The organism is Ureibacillus sp. FSL E2-3493 (assembly GCF_038077515.1).
In the GTDB taxonomy this organism is placed as follows: Bacteria; Bacillota; Bacilli; order Bacillales_A; family Planococcaceae; genus Ureibacillus; species Ureibacillus halotolerans.
On sequence record NZ_JBBOPK010000001.1, the window covers coordinates 2,430,719 to 2,455,834 of the forward strand.

Annotated in this window: 23 protein-coding genes; 3 read left to right on the forward strand and 20 right to left on the reverse strand. The window is 35.3% G+C overall.

Annotated features, from left to right (window positions below; all coding sequences use genetic code 11):
* Window position 1 precedes the first annotated feature (1 nt).
* The 16 genes from MHH69_RS12490 to ezrA form a co-directional block, all read right to left on the reverse strand.
* Window positions 2–745: an ABC transporter ATP-binding protein gene (locus MHH69_RS12490; protein WP_341362466.1), complete on the reverse strand. Its 744-nt coding sequence runs from the start codon at window positions 743–745 to the stop codon at window positions 2–4.
* Window positions 738–1,511 (reverse strand): ABC transporter ATP-binding protein, encoded by a 774-nt coding sequence (locus MHH69_RS12495; RefSeq protein WP_341362467.1) that lies wholly within the window; start codon window positions 1,509–1,511, stop codon window positions 738–740. Before MHH69_RS12495 ends, MHH69_RS12490 begins: the two co-directional genes overlap by 8 nt.
* Entirely contained in the window at window positions 1,511–2,464 is a 954-nt protein-coding gene (locus tag MHH69_RS12500) for a branched-chain amino acid ABC transporter permease (protein WP_341362468.1), read from the reverse strand. The genes MHH69_RS12495 and MHH69_RS12500 overlap by 1 nt, the downstream gene beginning before the upstream one ends.
* A 4-nt stretch (window positions 2,465–2,468) precedes the next feature.
* On the reverse strand, window positions 2,469–3,350 hold the full coding sequence (locus MHH69_RS12505; RefSeq protein WP_341362469.1) for a branched-chain amino acid ABC transporter permease: 882 nt from the start codon (window positions 3,348–3,350) through the stop codon (window positions 2,469–2,471).
* A 106-nt stretch (window positions 3,351–3,456) separates the two neighbouring features.
* The gene (locus tag MHH69_RS12510) at window positions 3,457–4,611 is read right to left on the reverse strand and encodes an ABC transporter substrate-binding protein (RefSeq protein ID WP_341362470.1); all 1,155 of its coding nucleotides are present in this window, start codon (window positions 4,609–4,611) and stop codon (window positions 3,457–3,459) included.
* A gap of 180 nt (window positions 4,612–4,791) precedes the next feature.
* Entirely contained in the window at window positions 4,792–5,907 is a 1,116-nt protein-coding gene (ald, locus tag MHH69_RS12515) for an alanine dehydrogenase (protein WP_122971099.1), read from the reverse strand.
* Window positions 5,908–6,331: 424 nt separating this feature from the next.
* Window positions 6,332–6,703, reverse strand: a complete 372-nt coding sequence (locus MHH69_RS19340) for an IS3 family transposase (protein WP_445954572.1) — start codon at window positions 6,701–6,703, stop codon at window positions 6,332–6,334.
* Window positions 6,704–6,805: 102 nt separating this feature from the next.
* Window positions 6,806–7,735 (reverse strand): class I SAM-dependent methyltransferase, encoded by a 930-nt coding sequence (locus MHH69_RS12530; RefSeq protein ID WP_122971097.1) that lies wholly within the window; start codon window positions 7,733–7,735, stop codon window positions 6,806–6,808.
* 126 nt (window positions 7,736–7,861) lie between these two features.
* Entirely contained in the window at window positions 7,862–8,365 is a 504-nt protein-coding gene (gene tpx / locus MHH69_RS12535; protein WP_122971096.1) for a thiol peroxidase, read from the reverse strand.
* Window positions 8,366–8,492: 127 nt separating this feature from the next.
* Window positions 8,493–9,089: an RDD family protein gene (locus MHH69_RS12540; RefSeq protein ID WP_341362471.1), complete on the reverse strand. Its 597-nt coding sequence runs from the start codon at window positions 9,087–9,089 to the stop codon at window positions 8,493–8,495.
* Window positions 9,090–9,103: 14 nt separating this feature from the next.
* Window positions 9,104–10,114, reverse strand: a complete 1,011-nt coding sequence (sppA, locus tag MHH69_RS12545; protein WP_122971094.1) for a signal peptide peptidase SppA — start codon at window positions 10,112–10,114, stop codon at window positions 9,104–9,106.
* A gap of 156 nt (window positions 10,115–10,270) precedes the next feature.
* Complete coding sequence (gene mbcS / locus MHH69_RS12550) at window positions 10,271–11,857, reverse strand: acyl-CoA synthetase MbcS (protein ID WP_122971093.1); 1,587 nt, start codon at window positions 11,855–11,857, stop codon at window positions 10,271–10,273.
* 206 nt (window positions 11,858–12,063) lie between these two features.
* Window positions 12,064–12,276 (reverse strand): alpha/beta-type small acid-soluble spore protein, encoded by a 213-nt coding sequence (locus MHH69_RS12555; protein ID WP_122971092.1) that lies wholly within the window; start codon window positions 12,274–12,276, stop codon window positions 12,064–12,066.
* A 99-nt stretch (window positions 12,277–12,375) separates the two neighbouring features.
* Entirely contained in the window at window positions 12,376–13,584 is a 1,209-nt protein-coding gene (thiI, locus tag MHH69_RS12560) for a tRNA uracil 4-sulfurtransferase ThiI (RefSeq protein ID WP_122971091.1), read from the reverse strand.
* Window positions 13,584–14,741, reverse strand: coding sequence for a cysteine desulfurase family protein (locus tag MHH69_RS12565; protein ID WP_174232649.1), 1,158 nt, complete (start codon window positions 14,739–14,741; stop codon window positions 13,584–13,586). The genes thiI and MHH69_RS12565 overlap by 1 nt, the downstream gene beginning before the upstream one ends.
* Before the next feature lie 186 nt (window positions 14,742–14,927).
* Window positions 14,928–16,637 (reverse strand): septation ring formation regulator EzrA, encoded by a 1,710-nt coding sequence (ezrA, locus tag MHH69_RS12570; protein ID WP_341362472.1) that lies wholly within the window; start codon window positions 16,635–16,637, stop codon window positions 14,928–14,930.
* A 246-nt stretch (window positions 16,638–16,883) separates the two neighbouring features.
* On the opposite strand from ezrA, the gene hisJ reads away from it, so the two are divergent.
* Window positions 16,884–17,681 (forward strand): histidinol-phosphatase HisJ, encoded by a 798-nt coding sequence (gene hisJ / locus MHH69_RS12575; RefSeq protein WP_122971089.1) that lies wholly within the window; start codon window positions 16,884–16,886, stop codon window positions 17,679–17,681.
* 14 nt (window positions 17,682–17,695) lie between these two features.
* On the forward strand, window positions 17,696–18,202 hold the full coding sequence (locus tag MHH69_RS12580; protein WP_341362473.1) for a GAF domain-containing protein: 507 nt from the start codon (window positions 17,696–17,698) through the stop codon (window positions 18,200–18,202).
* 18 nt (window positions 18,203–18,220) lie between these two features.
* On the opposite strand, the gene MHH69_RS12585 is transcribed toward MHH69_RS12580, so the two are convergent.
* Entirely contained in the window at window positions 18,221–19,435 is a 1,215-nt protein-coding gene (locus MHH69_RS12585; RefSeq protein WP_136292374.1) for an ISL3 family transposase, read from the reverse strand.
* Between the two features lie 166 nt (window positions 19,436–19,601).
* Window positions 19,602–21,440: a sensor domain-containing diguanylate cyclase gene (locus MHH69_RS12590; protein ID WP_341362474.1), complete on the reverse strand. Its 1,839-nt coding sequence runs from the start codon at window positions 21,438–21,440 to the stop codon at window positions 19,602–19,604.
* Between the two features lie 515 nt (window positions 21,441–21,955).
* Between MHH69_RS12590 and rpsD the strand changes: the two genes are divergently transcribed.
* Window positions 21,956–22,558 (forward strand): 30S ribosomal protein S4, encoded by a 603-nt coding sequence (rpsD, locus tag MHH69_RS12595; RefSeq protein ID WP_122971086.1) that lies wholly within the window; start codon window positions 21,956–21,958, stop codon window positions 22,556–22,558.
* A gap of 331 nt (window positions 22,559–22,889) precedes the next feature.
* On the opposite strand, the gene MHH69_RS12600 is transcribed toward rpsD, so the two are convergent.
* Both MHH69_RS12600 and MHH69_RS12605 read right to left on the reverse strand, forming a co-directional pair.
* A complete protein-coding gene (locus tag MHH69_RS12600) occupies window positions 22,890–24,209 on the reverse strand; it encodes a gluconate:H+ symporter (protein ID WP_122971085.1) in 1,320 nt (439 codons plus the stop codon).
* A gap of 59 nt (window positions 24,210–24,268) precedes the next feature.
* Window positions 24,269–25,111 carry a class II fructose-bisphosphate aldolase gene (locus tag MHH69_RS12605; protein ID WP_341362475.1) on the reverse strand — a complete coding sequence of 281 codons (843 nt, stop codon included), beginning with the start codon at window positions 25,109–25,111 and terminating at the stop codon, window positions 24,269–24,271.
* Window positions 25,112–25,116 lie beyond the last annotated feature (5 nt).

Here is a 25,116-nt window from a genome sequence, read left to right on the forward strand (position 1 = left end):
TCTATATCCCCTGATCTTGCAATTGTTCTTGATCTTTTATTGATTTTCTTCCTAAATAGGCCTCTACAATTCGAGAATCAGCTAATAAATCTGATGATTTCCCTTCAATGATGATTTTCCCCGTTTCCATAACGTAGCCAAAATCAGCAATTTTTAAAGCCTGTTTTGCATTTTGTTCCACAAGAAGCACCGTCGTTCCCGCTTCTTTTATTTCTTTAATAATCGTGAAAATTTCCGACACGATTAGTGGCGCTAATCCCATGGACGGTTCATCGAGTAAAAGTAATTTAGGTTTAGATAATAATGCTCGAGCGATGGCTAACATTTGTTGTTGTCCACCAGAAAGGGTACCGGCTAGTTGAGTTTGTCTTTCAAACAAAATAGGGAAACGTTTCATAACGTTATCAATGTCTTCTTTTACCCCTTTGTCCTTTCGATGATAAGCCCCCATCTCTAAATTTTCTAATACTGTCATTGAAGATAAAATGGCACGTCCTTCAGGCACAAGGGCGATTCCTTTACGGAGTAACTGATCTGGCCTTAATCCCGTTACATTTTCTCCTAAAAATTCGATCGTCCCTTTTTTTGGCTTTAGAATTCCGGCTATCGTTTTCATCGTCGTCGATTTTCCCGCACCGTTTGCTCCAAGCAACGTAATAATTTGACCTTCAGGTACTTCTAAATCAATACCTTTTAGAGCTTGAATCTGTCCATAATAGGTTTGGACGTTCGTTAATTTAAGCAATATCTACATCCTCCTCTCGACCGAGGTAGGCTTCAATAACTGCTTCGTTGTTTTGAATTTCATATGGAGTACCTTCAGCTAGTTTCTCTCCAAAATTTAACACCGTTATCCGATCACAAAGCTTCATAACAAGTGGCATATCATGTTCAATTATTAATACGGTGATTCCTTTTGATTGTATAAGTTTGATTAAATCATACAAACTATCCGTTTCCTTTTCATTCATCCCAGCTGCCGGTTCATCTAATAATAACAATTTCGGATTACTCGCCATCGCCCTAGCAATTTCAAGTCTTCTTTGCTGACCGTAGGCAAGATTCTCCGCCAATGCATCTTTATGCTCCAATAATCCAACTAAATCTAAAAGCTCCTCCGCTTTTTCAGTAAGTGCTTTCTCCTCCCTCTTTTGCTTTTTTGTTCGGAAAACACTAGTAAATACGCCAGATGTGCTCCTACAATGACCACCGACCATCACATTTTTCAAAGCGGACATTTGGGAAAAGAGGCGAATATTTTGGTACGTTCGGCATATTCCTTGTTCCGTAATCTTATAAGATTTTAAACCGGTAATATTGGCGTCATTAAAAACAATTTGACCTGAAGTTGGTTCAAAAATATTCGTAATTAAATTAAACATCGTCGTTTTTCCAGCACCGTTCGGGCCTATTAAACCATAAATTTCCCCTTCTTGAATTTGAAAGGAAACATCTTTTAAAGCGTGAATACCACCAAAGTTTTTTGATACGTTCCGTATTTCAAGAACCATTAACGGACCCCTCCTTTAGAACGTTTCAACCTTTTGAACTTACTTAATAATTGAATATCTAAAATTCCTTGAGGGCGAACGGCCATTAATATAACTAACATAATTCCGTAAATAATATATCGATATTCGCTTACAAAGCGTAATACTTCTGGTATTAACGTTAAAAAGATTGCACCGAATATCGAACCAATAATTACTTCACTACCTCCGAAGACAGTGAAAATTAAAATTTCAACAGCCCGATGGTAGGAAAAATCGGAAGGAGAAATATATCCCATTACATGGGCAAACAATGCACCCGCTAACCCAGCTAAAAAGGCACCTTGGGAAAAGGAAAGAACTTTAAAGTAAGTAATATTTATCCCCATAGATTCCGCTGCCTTTTCATCCATTTGGATTGATGAGAAGGATCGACCTACACGGGAATTTTGTTGGCGAAAAACAAACCAGATCGTTGCAGTGACTAAAATAAACAAGATGACAAACACCATTAAATAAACAAATTTATTATTCCTTAACCCGAACATAGCAGGCTGAATACCGAAATCCCGTGCCAAGTTTAATAATTCCCTTCCCATTTGGGGAATACCGGTTAATCCAATCGATCCTTTCGTAAGGGATTCCCAGTTAACAAAAATGACTCGAATAACCTCTCCAAGACCTAAAGTAGCTATCGCTAAATAAACACCTGATAATCTTAAAGATGGAATTCCGATAATAATGCCAAGACATCCCGCAACACTAGCACCTATTAAAATACCAACAAAAATAGGTAAATCGAAATGAATCGTTAACAATGCCGACGTATAAGCACCGACACCCATAAATCCTGCGCTACCTAATGATAATTGCCCCGAAGATAATGGGACGTACACACTAATGGCAAGAAGAATATTGATTAATATAAATGAAGCAATTTGTAAATGATATGGATTAATAAAATCAGCTAACATACACTCACCTGCCCTCTACTATCTTTGATCCGAATATACCTTGTGGTCTTAATAAAAGAATGACGATGATCATGATAAATGCGATGGCATCCCGGTAACCCGAATCACCATATGCTACGAGGAATGTTTCCGATAATCCTAAAATTAATCCTCCCACCATGGCACCTTTGACATTTCCCATTCCACCTAAAATGATGATGGCAAGACCTTTCAAACCGATAGCTAATCCCATTTGTGGGCTGACAGAGTTAAACGCCATTCCAACTAATATTCCTGCTATGCCTCCCATTGCAGAGGCGATGATGACCGTTAACGTAATGATTTTCTTTGTATCTACACCTAGAATACTAGCTGTTTCTAAATTTTCAGCTGTTGCCCGTAACGCTTTACCTGCTTTTGTTTTGGATAACCATATCGATAAGCCGATCATTAAAAAAATCGAAATAACGAAAATGACAATTTGAACGATATAAATCGTTATAGAACCAATTTCAATACTCATTTCCGCAAACTCTGTACGAAAAGGTTTATTACCTGCCCCAAATAGATGATGGGATAAGTTTTCAAGCAATATGGAAACACCAATCGTACTTATTAAAGGAGCCAAATGGGATACCCCTCTTTTTCCCCTTAAAGGTCGTAAAGTAAAAGTTTCTAATAAGTAACCTAAAATTGCTGTTACGACAATCGATGCAACAAAGGCTAACCATAATGGCCAACCTAAAACACCTGTCGTCATCACTCCTACAAAGGCACCGACCATAAAAATTTCCCCATGGGCCATATTAATAATACCTAAAACGCCAAAAACAAGCGTAAACCCTAGGGCAACGATTGCATAGATGCTGCCCAAAGTTATTCCGTTAATAAATTGTTCTAAAAGCAAAATCATCATCCTTTAAAGTCATTTTTTTATTTCGATTGGCAAAAATGAAATTTATTTTTTTACATAAAGATGAATCATTTTCATTTCCACTTATTTAAAGGTGCAATTATTGGAATTCAACAAATTTTCCGTCTTTTATTTCAACAACTTTAACGTCCATAACAACGTCACCTATTTCATCGAATGAAAAATTTCCTAACAATCCTTCAAAATTTTTCGTTTCTGCTAAAGCTTCATGGAACAGTTCTCGTTCTGCTTCACCAGCTCTTTTTAAAGCATCTGCATAAATATATAATGCGTCATAAGATTGAGCAGCAAATTGGTCAGGCAGCTTTCCATAGGCTTCTTCATATTTTTTGTTGAATTCAACTACTTTTGGATCTTCAGACTCTCCAAACCACGGCGTAGCAACGATTAAACCGTTTGCTGCATCTCCAGCAATTTCAAGTACTTGAGGGGAGTTAAAGCCATTGCCACCAACAAACGGTACATCGATCCCCATTTTACGTGCTTGGTCCATAATGACAGCCCCTTCGTTATATAATGCAGAGGCTAAAATTAAATCTGGATTTGCATTTTTAATTTTTGTTAGTTGTGCATTATAATCGCTTTGTCCTTTTTGGAACGTTTCAATCGTTAATATTTCCAATCCCATTTCTTCAGCTGTCTTTTTCATTGTATCGAAGCCCGATTTAGTCAAAACATCGTCATTACCATAAATAAGTGCCACTTTTTTCGCACCTGTTCTTTCAACGGCTTTTTCCATCGCCGTTGGAATAGCTAATGCTTCTGGGATAGAGTTTCGGAACACATAATCACCAATTTCCGGTATACCTTCCGCCGTAGTGGAAGTACCCATTATCGATATGCCGTTCAAATCTGCTTCAGGAGCTACTGCAAAAAATTCTGTACTTAATGTAGGACCTATAATGGCAAGAATCTCTTCATCATTCATTAATTTTTGAGCAGCAGAAAGGGCTTGCTCCGCTTCCCCAGCAGAATCTTCAATTACTAAATCTATGTTAACTTCCCCTTGTTCATTAATTTCACTTTGGGCTAATTTTAAACCTTCTGTAATGGCTTCTCCATAAGCTGCACCAGCACCAGTTAAATAGGAGACTACGCCAATTTTTGCTTGAATTGTGCCACCATTACTATTCGTTGAGCCTTCTTCACCTGCGCTTGACCCACCACATGCCGTAAGTAAACATAACATCAATACGAGCATAAGAGTAAACGACTTTTGAAATATCCCCTTCATTTGAATTCCCCCAATATTTTATTTTTAGTAGAGCAATTCTATTAAATTACATTTTTATGGAAAAGTAAATGATAAATTTCGAAATAGTTGGTATTTTCTGATAAATATACCGTTCCATAAAAAAAGCCACTTGTTAGTTTTTTCTAACAAGTAGCTTGTTATTTATTTTATAAGCTTCCCTTAAATAAGTAAAGAATCGACAGGTACATAATCACGACCTTGGTCTTCAGCAACTGCTTTATAAACAACGTGACCTTCTAATGTATTTAACCCTTTTTTCAACGCTTCATTTTCAATACATGCTTGTTTATAGCCTTTGTTCGCAATTTGTAACGCGTAAGGTACTGTATTATTTGTAAGGGCAATGGTTGATGTACGTGGTACAGCACCAGGCATATTCGCAACTGCATAATGAACAACATCATGTTTAATGTAAGTTGGATTATCATGAGTCGTTACTCGATCTGTTGTTTCAAAGCTACCCCCTTGGTCAATTGCAATATCTACAATGACAGATCCTGGACGCATGCTTTTTACCATTTGCTCAGTAACTAGTTTTGGTGCTTTTGCCCCTGGGATTAAAACTGAACCAATAACTAAATCTGAATCTTTAACTGATTCTGCAATGTTGTACGGATTAGACATTAACGTTTGAACAGAAGAACCAAAAATATCTTCCAGTTGACGTAATCTCTCTGGGTTTAAATCTAAAATTGTTACATCGGCACCCATACCAACTGCGATACGAGCAGCATTTGTACCGGCCATACCTCCGCCTACAATTGTAACTTTACCGCGCGGAACACCAGATACTCCTCCTAAAAGAATACCTTTTCCACCATTCATTTTTTCTAAAAATTGCGCCCCAATTTGTACAGACATTTTACCTGCCACTTCACTCATTGGTGTAAGAAGTGGTAAAGATCTATTTGGTAATTGAACCGTTTCATAAGCTATTCCAACTACTTTATTGTCTAATAAAGCTTGTGTTAACTCAAGTTCCGGTGCTAAATGTAAATACGTAAATAAAATTAACCCCTCATGGAAATATGAATACTCGCTTGGAATTGGTTCTTTTACTTTCATCACCATTTCTTGTGCCCATGCTTCTTGAGCTGAACTAACAATTGTTGCACCAGCAGCAACATAATCTTCATCTGTAAAGGATGAACCTAAACCAGCACCTGTTTCAATAAAAACTTCATGTCCAGCACTGATTAATGTAACAACTCCAGCAGGTGTCATTGCAACACGGTTTTCATTGTTTTTTATTTCCTTTGGTACTCCAATTTTCATAGCTGATTCCTCTCCCCGTTGTGAACTTATGTATTCAAATAATTGAATTTATATACATAATAACAATTTTCCAGCTAATATGTAAGATACTATTTTGAAGTTAACTAAAAAATATTTTTCTAATAATAAAAAATTAGGAAAAAGTAGTTTTTTTCTTAAAAAATTAAGATTTTTTATCTCTAAAAACTTTTTTTCATTTCCTTTTGAATCTAACGGAACACGTTAACAACTAAAATTCTTCTGTAAATGATTTATTAAAACTTTACTATTTTTACTACAGAATCTTAAATTTTTCATACATCATTTTATGTATCATAAGCCTATAAATTTAGACAATAATCCTTTCGTGGCAGTAAAATATAAAAAGCCATTACCTTTACAGTAATGTGGACTTACCCCTGTCAAGTAGACAACTTTAAAAAGACTAAGCAGCCATCTGGTGTCGATATTCTATCGGTGCCAGGTGGTTGAGTCTTTTTTGGAATCGTTGGAAGTTATAAAAGTAAATATATTGTTCAACAGCTTGTCTAATTTCTCCTTCTACATTTTTTAAATGGACACGTTTGCCTTTTAACGGATTCTTCACACCCTTTGCCCCTGAACCTGTAGATGGAAGACGGTTAAATGCTTCAATCGATTCTAGTTCTTTAAATTTCTTCACCCAAGCCTTTACCTGCGAAACATTGCGAATCTCGTATCTGTCCGCAATTTTTTGCATACTCTCTTCCCCGTTTAGATAGGCCTGTACGATTTCCAATTTCAGTTCATTTGAATACGTATTATTTTTTCTCGACATAGAAAAATCCCCTTTAAGTAAAATGTTATCTACAGCGTACTGTAGTTTTTTTAACATTATCTACTTAAAGGGGATAATATTATAATGACTTTTCAATTTTTTTTATTTATTTTCTTTCCACATTTGAACTTTTTCAAAAAACATCGATAACGCTTCTTTATTGGACATAGCTGGCACTTTTGCTAGCAACACTTCACGGGGAGCTCTTAATTCTTTACTTTGTTTTTGTAAAATAAGAATGCTTTTTTCATGGGCTTTTGAAGCAAATAAATTTTCTGGTAGTTGAATGACCGCCTGAATCCAAGCATGTTTTTTCAAATATTTTTGTAATTGCTTCGCTTGATTTGATTCGAATAAATTAGCAGGGATTAAGAAAAATAAATAACCACCATCTTTTGTATAGTTAATCGACTGTTCTATAAATAAATGATGGGCATAGCTCATCTCATCATGGGCACATAACTCATAATCTAATGCCACTTCCTCATTCGGATAATATCCTACTGGAAGGTCACATATAACCGCATCAACTGGATCGACTAACATCTTTTGTAATGCATCTTGATGATAAAGTAAAACCGGTTGTTCGAGTAACTCAGCTGTATCCGCTGCTAAACGGATTAATAATTCATCTACCTCGATTCCTGTTGCTGATACTTTATCATTTAACAAATTCATCACAGTAAAAAGTAAGTTACCTGTACCGACGGCCGGATCCAACATAGAAATCGGGTTATTTTTTAGTTGGTCTTCGAAAAACTGCTCTACAAAATAACCAACTAGAAGCCCTAATGTGTCAGGTGTCATTTGATGATTTGGTTGAGAAGTTTTTCGCATCCCTTTTAAAATAGCGATTTGAACGGCTTTTCGTACTTCTTCTTTCGTTGCCTCTTTGCCAATCCAAGATTCTTTTTCATCAAGTACATCTTCAAGGGCTTGCAAAACACCATCTAAAAAGGACATACCTTCATCTTTTTCATACTTCTCTGCTTTATCATTAATGAATGAAAATATTTGCTCAAACTTTTCCATAATAAACTCCTTTTGAAATGAACAACCCACTCAAAGTTTGAGTGGGTATACATTAACCATACTAAATTATAGACAATAGCCTATTAATCATTCTATCTTACCTTATGAAAGCAAGAAACGAAACCATTAAATTAATGCTTTAACAGCTTCAATCGCTGCCTCATAATTCGGATGGCTTGTACCTTCTGGAACATACTCAACATATGTTACAGTACCTTCTTTGTCGATTACAAATACAGCACGAGCTAATAAACGAAGTTCCTTCATATAAACACCGTATGCTTCACCAAAAGATAAATCTTTATGGTCAGAAACCGTATGCACTGCATCGATTCCAGCTCCTGCACACCAACGTTTTTGAGCAAATGGTAAGTCTACAGAAACTGTGTAAAATGCCACATCTCCACCTAAACTTGCTACTTCTTCATTAAAACGACGAGTTTCAGCATCACAAACTCCTGTGTCTAAAGATGGTACAGACGCGATTAATCGTACTTTCCCTTCAGAGTCTTTAAGAGTCACTGGTGATAAATCATTTGCTAATACTGTAAAATCAGGTGCTTTATCACCTACTTTTACCTCATTTCCTACTAATGTTACTGGGTTGTTTTTAAATGTTACTTGTGCCATTTTTAAGTCCCCTCCTTTATATTACGTAAATAATCTTACTAAACCTATTTCCCTCTTTGCAAATAACTTACCTTACAAATTTTTACGGAAAAAACCATCCGAACTTTTTTGTTCAGATGGTTTTTCTTTAGCCTATTGGTGAAATGGAATTTTCTCCATCGAATTCATCCTTTGGGGCGATTTCTTGAATGATTTCTTTTTTGCGTTTAATAAATACCTTTTCCTGTACAACAACCGTATCCGCAATAATATCATTTAGTCCTTTATTGCTAGGCATAAAGGCAACCATAATGTAAATGATAGGCAGTTTATTACTAATAAAGCGACCGACTACTTCTCTAAATAAAACGGTTAACCATCCTAATTTTTCCTCATGTAAAGACTTCACCTTTAAGCCAAATATCATTTTTCCAATGGTTTGCTGCCAATATTTTGTCGTCAACACAAAATACGCATAATAAAACAGCCCCGAAATGATTGTCATAGGTGAATACCATCTTTCTTCTGAAAAACTCCAGTCAAAAAAATGGAATATTGGATTTACAACAATTCCTACAATAGCACTGACAATTAAAAAATCTACAGTAAAAGCCCAAAGACGCATCCAAAATCCTGCCGTCTTCTCTTCAATTTGTTCGATTACTTTCGTTTGTTTAATCATAGTAGGTACGGCTTCGTTTTTAGGAAGAGAGACATTTGAGTCGTTCTTTTCAAATTCTGACATCTATAAACTCCTCCTTAATATTCACCGTATAAATACATCATTCTTGGACCGCCATTGGAAGTCATAAACTTAGTTAAAAATTGTTCTTCAGGTGAAGGGCCGAATAATGAACTAATTTTTACGCCAAGTAACGAAGTAAGGTCACCAAAACTGGATTCATACTCAAAAAGTTCCGCATTTTCTAGACCATAGTCTGCACGGATAGCCGCAATTGTATCTTCAAGTCCTCCAATTTCATCAACTAGACCTGCTTCAATCGCTTGAGATCCTCCTAAAATACGTCCATCAGCTACTTTTTTAACATCCGCTTCGGACATACCTCTTCCTTGTTCAATAACATCTACAAAAGCTTCATAGGATTCGTTAATCATTTCTTGTACCATCGCCTTTTCTTCTTCTGTAGTTGGCCGTGTTCCACCAAACATATCTTTATGTTCGCCAGATTTAATTGTTTCAAACTCAATTCCTAATTTGTTCGCTAGCTCTGAAAAATTATAACTTTGCATAATAACACCGATTGATCCTGTAATAGTCTCACTATGGGCAAAGATTTTATCAGCAGGTGCAGAAATATAGTAGCCTCCAGAAGCTGCGTAAGATCCCATCGAAACATAAATAGGGATATTTCGTTGTTCTTTAATTTCTACTAACTTTTCATGGATATCAGCTGATTCGATTACGCCTCCACCAGGTGAATTAACGTACAATACAACCGCTTTTACACTTTCGTCATACAAAATATTTTCTAATTGGGATAAGAAATTTTGATGATCATATTCAAGTGTTGTCCATGGGGAACTTGTACCAACATCTTGAATTGTTCCATCAACAGATAAAAGTGCAATTCGTTCACCATAATCGCCTGGCTCGATAACAGTTTCAACCACCGTTTGTTCTGTGCTCATTACATCATTAAAACTCGAAAAGAAATCTGTTTTGAATATGGAAATAACCGTATTCAACCCTATGGAACCGACTAATAAAACGACTGCGGCTCCTAAAGCAAGCCATCTTTTTGTATTCATTTTGCTACTCCTCCTCCATCCATACATACGTATTTACAATCCAATTGTTTCAAAAAATTTTAATTTTATCAAATTAAATAAAAAGACTTTAAAGTCATTTTACACGACTTTAAAGTCTTCCCTCATTTCGACATTATTCCCTAGGAAATAAGAACATTAATTCGTAATTTCTTTTTGCATTTCTCTTTGACGTAACTCAATACGTCTAATTTTTCCTGATGACGTCTTCGGTAATTCATCGATAAATTCAATTGCCCTTGGATACTTATAAGGTGCCGTAATCGTCTTTACATGATCCTGTAATTCTTTTACAATTGTTGGGCTATTTTTCAAATTATGATCCCGTAAAACAACAAATGCCTTTACAATATTGCCACGCACTTCATCTGGACTGGCAACAACCGCACATTCTTTCACTGCAGGATGTTTTACGAGGGCGTCCTCCACTTCAAAAGGTCCAATTGTGTAACCAGAAGAAATGATAATATCATCCCCTCGACCTTCGAACCAGAAATAGCCATCCTCATCTTTGTATGCTCGATCCCCAGTTAAGAACCATTCTCCTCGGTATTGCCTTTTTGTTCGTTCTTCTTCATTTAAATAACCTTTAAACAAAGCTGGTGTCGATGAATGAACAGCGATGTCTCCTACCTCTCCTGGTTTTGTAGGTTCACCTAATTCATTAATGATTTCAACAATATTACCTGGAGTCGGTTTGCCCATGGATCCTGGTTTTGGCGTCATACCAAGTAAGGTACCCACTAATAATGTATTTTCTGTTTGACCATATCCATCCCGCACTTGAAGGGAAAAGACTTCTAAAAACTTCTTAATTACTTCACTATTTAACGGTTCTCCAGCGGATACAGCACTTTTAATACTGGATAAATTATATTGTTCAAGATGATCAACTTTCGCCATTAAACGATATTCTGTAGGTGTACAACATAAAACGTTTATTTGATAATTTTCAAGTATTTGAAGGTATTCCTTCGGATCGAATTTTCCTAAGTGAACAAAAGCGGTTGCACCGCTTCCTAAAGTCGCTAAAAACGGACTCCAAATCCACTTTTGCCATCCAGGTGCTGCCGTTGCCCAAACAATATCATCTTCTTGAACACCTAACCATTGGGCAGCCGTTGTTCGTAAGTGAGCATAACCCCAAGCATGGGAATGAACAACCCCTTTAGGATTTCCGGTCGTTCCACTTGTATAGGATAAAAATGCAATATCCGTATCTTCTGTTTGAACACCTTCAAAAACGTCAGATAGACTATCTAACTGTTCATTTACCGAAATCCACGGTTCTTTCGATTCACCGTAAACAAATAATTTTAGTCCATCCAAGTGTTCAACTTCATTAAATTGCTCAATCTCTTTCTCAAAGGCGATAATTGCCTTCGCTTTAGAATGAACAATACGGTAATCAATATCTTTTGCTCGAAGCATTTCAGAACTAGGGATGATCGTTAGTCCAGCTTTTAGCGCTCCGATGTATGTAACATATGCGTCTTCTGAGCGAGGTACCATTACAAGAGCTACGTCACCTTTTTTCAGTCCATTGCTTTTAAACAAATTTGCAACCTTGTTTGCTTTTTTAATTAACTCTTGATAGGAAACTTTCTCAATTTCTCCGTTTTCATGATGAATCATTAATGCCGTTTTTGTACTTGAAGTTGCATATTTCTCAATTTCATCAACGATGTTGTATTTTCTAGGAGCTAATAAATCTTCTCTTTTCATATACATCCCCCTTTGATGTATCTCCCTGATACATTATGCTAATTATAATAATATTCAACTTAAATATCAAAATATTCCTCGAAAGATAGAAATATCCGTATTAATTTCATATAAATAATTATAATTGAAGTTTTTTAAAAAATATTTTTCCCCATAATAAAAGCTAGTAGCATTTCTGCTACTAGCCCTTTTAAATTGTTTAAATATTATTGGCCAGAAGTACCACGTAATTGTGATTCAGCCATTTGTACAAGACGTTTAGTAATTTCTCCTCCGACTGACCCGTTTGCACGAGAAGACGCTTCAGGTCCGAGTTGAACACCAAACTCTTGCGCGATTTCGTATTTCATTTGATCTAATGCTTGTTCTGCACCAGGTACAGCAAGCTTGTTTCTGTTTCCGCTGTTGTTTGAAGCCATGTCTCTCACCTCCTTGTGCATATAGAATGTGCGATATTGTTTTTTTAATACACAAAAGATGTGAGGTAAATTGTTCTTTTTTTTCCGATTGACTGGTTTTTATAATAACCCTTCAAATTTATCTGTTGTTTTCTTTGTTTCAGGGAATTTATAAACTTCACGATTACGTACTGCCCGTTCAATTAATTCATCAAATTCCGTAAAACTTTCATAATAATTTACTTTATCGACTTTCGGTTTTGTTTTAGGATTTGCTGGTGTAAAGATCGTACAGCAATCCTCATAAGGTTGAATCGATGTTTCATATGTTCCGATTTGTTGTGCGATATCGATAATTTCAAGTTTATCAAAGGCAATTAACGGACGTAAAATCGGAGTATTTGTTACATCATTAATTGCTGTTAAACTTTCTAACGTTTGACTCGCTACTTGTCCTAAACTTTCCCCTGTCACAATACCAAGGGCACCAATCTCTTCTCGTACTTTATCGGCAATTCGCATCATTAAACGACGAGTAGATGTCATAATTGTATTACTTGGAACTCTTTCTTTTATTAATACTTGAATTTCTGTAAAAGGAATGACATGTAATCGAATATTTGCGCCAAACTTCGTTAATTCATTTGCTAATACTTTTACTTTTTCTAAAGAATTATCACTTGTATATGGTGGACTAAAGAAGTGAATCGCTTCTAGACGAACACCGCGTTTCATTAATAAGTAGCCAGCAACTGGACTATCAATCCCTCCAGATAGCATGAGTAATGATTTTCCGTTGGAACCGACAGGCATTCCACCTGCACCTTGAATGATTTGTGCCATCATATAAATGGCATCTTTTCGCACTTCAATCCGAAGCTCTACATCTGGATTTTTTACTTGTACTGAAATATTCGGATTGTTTCTTAATACGTGTGCGCCAATTTCTCGTTGAAGTTCATGGGATTCCATTGGGAATGTTTTATCAGAGCGACGAACTTCTACTTTAAATGTAATTTCTTTCTCTTTATATTGCTCCATAATAATAAGGGACAATTTTTTCATTTCATCTAAATCTTTTTCGCATACAGCTACAGGGCTGAAGGATTGAATACCAAATACGGTTGGCAATTTTTTCATCAATACTTCATATTGCTCTTCACTTTCAATTTTTATATGCATACGGTCTCGTTCCGTTACAATATCTAGAGGTGCTATATCGTGAAAGCTATGGCGAATATTTGTACGAAGACGACTAATGAAGTCTTTTTTGTTACGCCCTTTCGTGGATAATTCCCCATAACGGATTAAAATTTCTTTCCAAATCATTAATTATTATCTCCTTTTAATTCATTCATTACCTCTGTAAATGCTTTTTTGAACGCTTCCATATCATCATCTGTATTAAGTAGTCCAAAACTTAATCGGATTACGCCTTTCTTATAATTCGCATTTACTTTTAACGATTCAACGACATGACTAGTTTTCTTTTGTCTTGAGGAACAAGCACTTGAAGTAGATACGATAATTCCTCTACTTTGCAATGCATTGATTAAAATTTCCCCTTTTAAATCTTTCACACTAAATGACAAGATATGAGCTGCTCCGGATTTCGTCGATAGGATATGAATATTTTCACCGAATCCTGTTAAAAATTCATATAAGTCATTAAACCATTTTCGATATTTATTCATGGATTGTTCCATATTTTCCGTCACCATTCGAGCAGCTTTCGCTAAAGCAACCGCTTGAGGAACAGCGACCGTACCACTTCGCAATCCTCTTTCCTGTCCACCACCTAAAAGAAGTGGAATGATATTCATTTTTTTGCGGAAGGCTATGACGCCAGTTCCTTTTAAACCATGAATTTTATGACCGGAGATTGAAACAATATCTGGTCCAGCTTCTCCGTTGAAACGAATTGGTAATTTACCAAAACTTTGGACAGCATCTACATGGAATACCGCTCTACTGTTTTCATGAATGAGTTTAGCCGCTTCTTCAATCGGTTGAATAGCCCCCATTTCATTATTCACATGCATGATACTAACGAATACGGTATCTTTACGCAGCTTTTCTTGTAATTCAGATAAGGAAATGACACCTTTTTCATCCACGGATAAATAGTCCACCTCATAGCCTTCTTTTTGTAAAGACTTTACAGCTTCCAAAATGGACGGATGTTCAATTTCCGTTGTAATAATATGTTTTCCTATATGAGTATTTGCCTTTGTAACACCAAATATCGCAAAATTATTTGATTCCGTTCCGCCTGCAGTAAATAAAACGAGCGGCTCTTCCGTATGAAGAATATCGGCCATTTGACTTCTTGCCCGATCAAGCAATGTGTTTGCCTCCACACCTGCTGCATGGATGGAAGACGGGTTGGCATAAAAGGATTCATTTACTTGAATAAATGTATTTAAAACCTCTTTTAACGGTTTTGTCGTTGCACTATTATCTAGATAGACAATATTTTCTTTCATATATAATCACACTCTCTTCAAAGCTTGATTTAACGCTATTTATCATAACGCAAACTTTCATAAATGACCACCAACTAATTTTATTTACTAATTAAATCCATCTTTTAATGGAAAATGGGAATCCTTTTTAACAGTTTTCTTTAATAGTAAAGCCACCTTCACAATTGTGAGGTGGCCATTTTTCTTTTAGTTTTGAACTTTTGCGTATAGCTCATCTTGAACTAATTCTTCAATTTTTTTAATCGCACCTGGCTCTGCTAATTCTACCGCTGTCACCGCATCTTCTAATGCTTTTATATAGCGGTATTGATGAAAGGCATCTTCAGCTTGTAATAAAAGCTCATTTACCTTTGAATTGGACGTACGATAACGGTTACCATATTGAATAATTCGTTCAATTAAAATGACATTTTCAATCATTTCTTTCGCATGTTTATTTACTTCTTGAATGCACTTTTCAGCATTTTGTAAATTGCTATGAACATGACTCATATTTAAAGGAATCTCTTGTAAACTTTGCATTACAATGAACAGCTGTTCTTCAGCTTCCTCTAAACGTTTATCCATCTCTTCTGGAATACCTGGTATGTTCGCTTTATTAAGCTGTCGATCCGTCTCTTGTAGTAATCGTTTTAACGAATCTAATTGAGCTCTTGCTTTATTTTCATCAATACGTAAATTTTTCAAGCGATTCGAGAATTGCTCTTGCTCGTCTTGAATTCGTTCGATTTCCTCGCTAATTTCAACTAATTCCTCTTGTAGACTTGAATAAGCTGATTTTTCTTCCTTTACTCGCGAAACAAGTAATTCAAAACGTTTTTGAATGACTTCTAATTGTTTCAAGCCAAGCTTTGGAATTTCAGCTTCTTTTTCTGGAAGATGATAACTACTTTGAACGTAGACCGCTTCATTGCTTATTTCTTTCGTTGCACGTAATACTTCATTTAACGTATTAAAGGTTTCATCACAATTTTGATCAACATATTTTCTTGCGATAACTTCCTTTTCGAGCAAATCATAATAGTTTTCAATTTCATTATTAATTTCATCAAGTCTAGGACCTACTGACGACACGTCTAAAGCTGCTAACTTTTCTTTTAAAGTATCTAGCTCTTTTTCAACATTATCTAAGAAAACATTTAATTCTAAATGGTTTAAATAATACGATTGCTGTTCCATTTCCCGTTGACCACTTCTCAACTCATGGATTGCTGCCGGTATTTTTGTTTGTATTTCCGATAATAATGTAGGTACTTCCGTTAATAAATCAAAAATTATTTGTGATTCGCTATGTAATGCAAGCACGATTTCCCTTGCTTGAAGATAGTTTCCTTCTACCGTTAACCGATCAAATTCTTCAAATTTCGGAACAAAATTTTCTACTCTCGTTTCCAAAGTGCTTAATGCAGGACCAAAAGAATATTGATGGGCAAGTAACGTTTTCCGTGCAGAACGATAATGTTCTTTTAATTGCTCAATTTCAATCCGATTTTTTTCTTCGCTTCCGATCAGTTCATTTAATTCATTTATGATTTGATTTTGTTTCTCGGTACATGTTGCGATATATTCTTCAATTTCCCGTTCAACAACCGAAGCCTTTTTAAATTTGAAACGATCTATGTATTCTTCAGCATCAAAAAGCATCGAATCAATTTTAATTATGTGAACATCGATCACTTCCGTCCACATATTTCGCCATTGTTCAAATTTCTCTTCCGTTTGACCATTCATATTTAAAGCTTTTACTTTTGAAAGCTCCTCAAATATAGGATAATGCTGGATTTGCATTTTTTCTTGTTCAAGTCGCTGTATAACAACACTATGTTTTCGACGGATGATAAGTCCACCGATAAATAATGCTAATAGTACGATGACGACAATGATGATATACTGCATCATAAGCCCCCTATTCCAAAAATCACTGTACCTACTATTTTGTAACTATAATATACCATGTTTTTAGGCATTTGTTTAAAAAAATAAAGGTTTTTGTTAAAGTTAACTAGATTTAATTAAATTATGTAGAATTCGTTCCGGTTTTTCACCATATATATAGCTTAATGAAGAAGACTTTTTACTCGTTCCAAACCTTTAGCTTGTAAACGATATTGATGAAAAATAAATGTAATGGAGGTTGCAAAAATGAAAAAAGATGGCCATATCCATTCCCCTTTCTGTCCTCATGGTACGAAAGATCCATTCGAGCATTATATTGAAAAAGCAATTGAACATGGATTTACCGAAATCACTTTTACAGAACACGCACCATTGCCAACAAATTTCGTTGATCCAACACCTGATAAGGACAGTGGAATGGATCCAAAGGACTTAACAGCTTATATCGAAACGGTTCAACAATTAAAAGAACAATATAAACAACAGATTAAAATAAATGTAGGTTTAGAGATTGATTATATTATCGGCTACGAAACGGAAACGAGAGCTTTTCTCGACATTGTCGGTCCATTTCTAGATGATGCCATTTTGTCGGTACACTTTTTAAAACATAACGATACATATGCCTGCATTGATTTTTCAGATGAAGTTTATTTAGACTTTGCAAAACAAGTTGGTGGAATCGATTCCCTTTATCACTTATACTATGATACAGTTTTAAAATCTTTAGAGGCAAACCTTGGGCGATTTAAACCTCGGAGAATTGGACACCCAACTTTAATTCATAAATTCCAACTTGCCCATGGTGAGAAAATTAACGATCATTCTCGCATTACCGATATGTTAACGAAAATGAAAGAACTCGGTTATGAACTGGATGTCAATAGTGCTGGACTAAGTAAAACCTTCTGTAAAGAACCATACCCTCCAATGCCATACATTGACTTTGCCCGTTCTATATCCTTGCCCCTAGTTTTCGGATCGGATGCCCATAGTGTGAAAGATTTGCATCAACATTATGAAACGATTTATAAAAACGTATGATGGAGGTTAATAGTATGTTTACTAAAATTAATTATGAAGGTCCGGTTTTACAACAATACACAACATTATCAAAACAATTAAATGCGTTATTAGAAGGAGAAAAGGATGTTATTGCGAATTTAAGCAATGCCTCTGCTTTACTAAATCAATTTTTAGATCGGATCAATTGGGTTGGGTTTTATTTAATGAAGGATGGTGAACTTGTACTAGGACCATTTCAAGGATTACCAGCATGTGTACGAATTGCAGTAGGTCGTGGTGTATGTGGTACAGCTGTTTCGAAACGTGAAACGATGTTAATTGATGATGTTCACGCATTTCCTGGTCACATTGCTTGTGATGCTGCTTCTAATTCTGAAATCGTCATTCCTCTTATTAAAAATGATGAAGTGATTGGCGTTTTAGATATCGATAGTCCGTTAAAAGGACGCTTTACTTCAGAAGACAAAGAAGGCCTTGAACTATTTGTTCAAACATTAATGAAATTTTTAGGTTCTATGTCAAATGTTGGGGTGAAGTGATATTACACGGCACCCCGATTATCCTAAATGAATCCCAATTTTCTTAGATAAATTATTTAATAAAATTTTCGCTTTAAAGTGTTCATAGCTTCTAAAACCATAAGCATTACGCTTCAAAACTTTTGATTTATTATTAATTCCTTCTAAAAAACCATTTGAATATCCAAAACTTAAACTATTTAAAATTTCAACTTGCCAATTTTTTAGCGTTTGAATGGCCTTTAAAAATGCCGGAATATTTGCTTTTTCTACCTTTCGGTAAAAGGCTTCTAATCTTTTTTTTATTTCTATCAAATCATTTGAAGTTTTTGCCCAATCAAACCATTCGCAGTAAGCTTCTTTTAATTCATAGGCTTGCTTTAGTTCCTTCGACATTCCTATGTAACGATTTAAGTACCAACGATTCGTTTCTGTTAACTTATCAAATCGTTTATATAGTACATGACGCATTTTCTTACATTTCTTTCGATCATATGCATGCCATTCTTTTTGAACATTTCGACGTACTTCATCTAGTGCCCAGTAAATATAACGACAATAATGAAAGCGATCCGCAATAATAATCGGGCGATTTAACGCCTTCCTAACTGCTGCTTTAAAGCTTGGATTCATGTCCATAACCACAATTTCTACATCTGCACCGTATTTCATCAAGTAATCCTTAATGGTTTCTTTTCTACGATTTGGTAAAATATCAATTGGTTCATGTGTTTCCGCATTGGCAATAATTAATTGATAAGTTCCCGCATCGGTATCTGCTTTATATTCATCAATCGCGATACATTTTGGTAAATGAACCCCTTCATTTAATTGTTCCTTTACTACTTCTTTAAAGCGACGAATCACTGTTGAGCTTGATGTACCAAGTACTTCAGCTGCTTCTTTAAATGTTTTTGCCTTTATTGAACGGATTCGTACAACTTGATTCCATTCTTTCGAGAAACGTTGATATTTATCCACGAAAGGGGATTTTTCTGAAAAACGTTTCCCACATTGGCATACATAACGACGACGTTTATAAAAAAGGACGGTTAATCGTTCAAACCATTTTAAATGATTAATTTTTTGAATTCGATAATCATGGACTTTTGATGTTATATTCTTGCATGCTGGACATTGATGTTCTTTTTTTGGTATGGAAACGTGTAGAACAATACGTTCCCCCATCTCCTCCACCTTATGAACAGTTACACCTTTTAATCCTGGAATATTCATGTTAAAATTCATTTGCACGTATCACCTTTCATTGCTTGTTTCTCGACAATTCAAGTATATAGAAATCGGTGATTACGTGCTTTTTTATTTATGAAATTTTTTCAAACCCCAACAAATATTATAGAGCCAATTTTTATAATATCGAATAAAAACTTACTACGTCCCATGGGCTGTAGTAAGTTTTTTATTGATGCGAAGGAAACGATCCATTAAAAACACAAACTTGATTTTTCCCATTTTCCTTTGCATTGTATAGTGCTGTGTCTGCCTGTAAAAAGATTGAATGAAAATCCGGTCGTTGTTCATGATTCCAAAATACTAAACCAGCAGAAATCGTAACCGTTGGGTTCGTTGCTTGCGGAATTGTTCGTAAAAGTTCAGTTGCTATGTTCTCTGCCTCATCCTCTGAAATATTCGGAATGTAAATAGCTAACTCTTCCTCACCCCATCTTGCACAAATTCCACTTGTTCCAATGATTTTATTTAACTGGTTACCAATTTGAACTAATATGTCATCTCCGACTTGGTGACCGTAAGTATCATTAATTAGTTTAAAATTATCTATATCAATTAATAAAAACATTCCGGAACGGTCGTTTTCTAAAGATCTTTCAATAAAACGGTCTAAATATCTACGTGCATATAGCTTCGTTAAATAATCTTGGTTCACCATTTCTTGTAATTGATTACGTAAAACTAAATTCGCAATGGCCAATGATGAATGGTGAATTAACGATTGCAATAATTTAAAACTATCAAAGGAGAAGAAATACGGTTCATGATGCAACACTATACAAAATCCATTTATCCGTTGCTCAACAATCATTGGAATGACCATAATAGATTTAAATAAAATTTCCTTGCCAACAATTCGACTAAAATCCGCGATAAACAATGAATCTTGGCTACTTTCAAAATGTTTTACAACATGTTGGATATATACGGTACTTTCCTCCGTTTTGAAAAAATCCGTTGTAGCTTCAGTAATTTTATATTCATTTCCTTCCTTCAACACAAAACAAAGTTCCATCGGTTGAAAATGTTGCATCACCTGCTTCTGCAAAAATAGAAACATTTCGTTTAAAGTTAACAGCTTATTCAAATGATGAGAGGTTTCATTGATTAATTGAAGGTCCCGAATTAAACGGTGTGATTGTCGATAAAGTTTAGCATTTTCCAATGCATTTCCTGATGTATGGGCAAGTAATCGAATAAAGTCCTTTTGGGCATTGGAAAAAACATAAGAAATCGGTGCACTTACTTGTAAAATTCCATAAATTGCTTGTCTACCGTTAATAGGAGCATTTAATAAGCAACGGTTTAAATCAAAGGCTTGTTCTATCGTGATCTCTCCTGAAACAAAAGCTTGTATTGTAGTAGGTCGTTCTGATAAATAATCAAATGGTTTTATTTGTAGTTTCGTTTGTCGATCTTGATCATTAGATAAGATCAACTCTACATCAAGATTTGGAAAATTCTCTTGAATTGTAATGAGCATATTTTCCAAAATAAAATCGATATCCATTGTCGAATGGAACAAATCGGTCATGTTATACAATTTTCGATATTGATTTTCATTTTGCCGAATTTCCATCTGTTCATTAATTAAATAAAAGACTTTCGAAACGCAATTGATGAAATCTTCAAAAAAATCAGATTGTAAAAAAGTGAGCCATTCAGGGGAAGATTGAATAAATACAACACCATATTTATCGAAGTGACTCTCTTTTATGAAAACCATATGGTTAAACGGAAAACCTTGTTCTACATCTGTTATATCGACTACCTTTTGTTGTGAAAGAAAGGAATTAAAATAAATCTTTTTCATTTGTTGATAGTCTACTTGTACAGATGAATGAACGTAAAAAGGTTTTAGTGCTGCTTCCCCATCATAAAACAGGAAACAACAATGATGAATATGGAAATGTTGCTCTAAGTAATTTTGTAATAGTAAAGCAAATTCATGAAAACGATTTTGTGAATTGACAGAACTGGTGCATAAGTCTAATAACTCCGATTTCATATAAGTTAATCTCTTCGAATATTCGAACATAACATCACCTTTTCTATATCAATAGAAATAAATTACAAATATATTTGATGAAGAAAGTATACACTTTTTATGTAAAATTAACTATATTTATCCATCAATTTAGGATTTATTATCTATTTTTTATAATACTATAGTATAGCAATTTCAAAAATTTAACAAATATCATTTTACTAAAAATTACCCTCGGTATTTATGGTATACTTATAAAGTTATTCCTTGACTCGAGGCTTAAAAAAATATACAATAATCCTCGTGTAAAATGAATGCAGCAGTTGTATAAGCTGTGCATGTATTTTATTCCTCTAATTTCGAACAAGAATCAAATTAGAAGGTGTATTGTGTAACCCTTTCGGCTGCAAGGGCGAAGATACATGAAAATAAAATGCTGCAAGTGTCGGGTACAACTGGTTTTTGTTTTACAAATACTGATTGGAAACTAAGTTTCAATCAGTGCAAAAAACCAAATTTAAAGGAGGAGACAAACTATGTCTCGTTATACAGGTCCATCTTGGAAAGTGTCTCGTCGCCTTGGTATTTCATTAAGCGGCACAGGTAAAGAATTAGAAAAACGCCCTTATGCACCAGGTCAACACGGTCCAAACCAACGTAAAAAATTATCTGAATACGGTTTACAATTACAAGAAAAACAAAAACTTCGTCATATGTACGGTATGACTGAACGTCAATTCAAAACTTTATTCAACAAAGCAAGTAAATTACAAGGTCTACACGGTGAAAACTTCATGATCCTTCTTGAAACTCGCCTTGACAACCTTGTTTACCGTTTAGGTTTAGCTCGCACTCGTCGTGGAGCTCGTCAATTAGTTAACCACGGTCACATTTTAGTTGACGGTAAACGCGTTGACATCCCTTCTTACAGCGTTAAACCAGGTCAAGTGATTTCTCTTCGTGAAAAATCTCAAAACCTTGCTGTTGTAAATGAAGCAATCGAAGTAAATAACTTCGTACCAGATTACTTATCATTTGATGCAGACAAAAAAGAAGGTACATTTGTACGTCTTCCAGAACGTTCTGAATTATCAGCTGAAATTCAAGAACAATTAATCGTTGAGTTCTACTCTCGTTAATCTTTTTGCTCAAATTAGAAGCAATTTTTCTAAACCTCGAACATTGGGAAACCTTTGTTTTCGGGGTTTTTTAATTGAATTTAATATTAATGGAAATCTTATTATAAAAAATTGCTTGTTACACAAATAAAGTAACAAATGTTGTAACAAACTTCATGAGTGAAAATTTGAAAATTTTAATATGACTACTCAAGAACTAAAATTCTTGTATCAATTGGTTTGAAAAGTTAAATTAAGATTATGCTTAAATCTATCAGACTCTTTATTACTTTTAATAAACTAATAAAAAACACGGTGATTTAAGTTTAAACGTAAATCACCGTGTTTTCGTCTATAAGAACATATCTAAAATTAATACGCCAATCAATCCAATGATTGAAACTATAGAAGTTAACACTGTCCATGTTTTAAAAGTTTTACCTATTGATAAATTGAAGTATTCTTTGTAAATCCAGAAACCTGCATCGTTTACATGGGAGAAACCAACACTACCTGCTCCGGCTGCTAAAGTCATCAGTTCCGGGCTAACACCTGTCGTTGCTACAAGAGGTGCTGCAATACCAGCAGCTGTCATCCCTGCCACGGTTGCTGAACCTAAAGCTACACGTAAAACGGCTCCAATGACCCAAACTAATAAGATTGGAGATAATGAAGAACCTTCCATTAATGACGCAATATATTGATCAATACCGCTGTCGATTAACACTTGTTTAAATGCTCCGCCACCAGCGATGATTAATAAAATTAATGCAATCCCTGCTACAGCTTCAGCGAAAGAATTCATAATTTCTTTCATTGATTTACCACGACTAATCCCAAATGTAAACATCGCCACAATAACAGAAATTAATAATGCTGTACTTGCTGTACCAACGAAATCTGTAAAGGGACGAATTGCTGAATTCGGTGCTGCTAGTTCAATGATTGATTTAATCGCGATTAAAAGAACCGGTAAAATAGCCGTTAGAAGACTCGCTGTAAATCCAGGCATTTCATGCTCTTCAAACTTCTTCGGATTGAATAACCCTTTTGGTATTTCCACTTCTAAATCTTCTTTTTTAAACAACTTTGTAAATAACGGTCCGGCAATAATAATCGCTGGAATGGCAATAATGACACCCCAAATTACCGTTTGACCAATACTGGCTTCAAACACTTCCGCAATGGCCGTCGGTCCCGGATGCGGAGGTACAAAGCCGTGCATTGTAATTAAGGCAGTTGTAACGGGGATACCAATATAAAGGATTGGCACACCTGCTGCAACAGCAATTGTAAATACTAATGGTACTAAAACAACGACACCTGTTTCGAAGAATAAAGCAATACCAACAACAGATGCTGTCACAACAGCTGCTAATTGAACACGTTTTTGTCCAAAGGCATTTAACATAGATGTTGCAATACGTTGGGCACCACCTGAGTCAGTCATTAATTTCCCTAATACTGCCCCAAAAATGATAACCATTGTTAAACTTCCAAGGGAAGAACCTAAACCATTTTGTACAGATGTCATCGCTTCTGCTGGTGACATTCCTTCAAAAATACCGACAACTAAAGACGCAATTATCAGAGAAATGAAAGCGTTTAGCTTTAATCCCATCATAAGTATTAATAGAAGCACAACTCCTATTACGATCGAAACTATTGGCATTGATGATATACCTCTTTCCTTTTTATTAGAATGCCGTGTTTCCACGGCATTCCACCATTTTATTTATTCATGAAAAGTCGGACAAACTTCGTCATTACAGTTTCCATTGCTTGTTGCATATCCGCCATGATTGTGGATAAATGGGCATTTTTACGCTCTTCTTGTGCAAAACTTTCAGCAAGATGACGGGTAGCAGCAAGGGAAACTTCCGTATTGACGTTAACTTTACAAATACCACGAACGACAGCTTCTCGTAGAATTTCATCAGGTGTACCTGATGCCCCATGTAACACAAGAGGTATATCTACTAAATTACGTATTTCATCTAATAAATCTAAACGAATGTTTGGTTCACCTTTATACATACCATGAACTGTACCAATAGCTGCTGCTAAAAAATCAACACCCGTTTCTTCAACGAATTTTTTTGCTTCTATCGGATCTGTTAATGTACCCGCACCCTCTTCTTCATCTGAAAAGGCACCTAATGCAACTGAACCGATTTCAGCTTCCACACTTACACCAGCCATATGGGCAATCTCAACGATTTCCTTTGTTCGACGCGTATTTTCTTCAATTTCATATTTTGAACCGTCATACATGACAGAGGTGAAACCGGCACGAATAGCTCGTACAATCGATTCTTTTTCATAGGCATGATCAAGATGAAGGGCTACTGGAATGGAAGCCTTCATTGCTAACTCCCTAACAAGACTAGCAAACCCTTCCACGTCCACTGTTCCAAAATAACGTTCACCAAGAGCAATAATAACAGGGTGTTGTTGTTGCTCTGCTACGCGAATCGCTGCTTGAACAGTTTCTAAATTAAACACATTGAACGCAGCAACTGCATATTGTTCTTCCTTTGCTTTCAGAAGAATTTCTTTCGTATTCACTAGCATCCCAA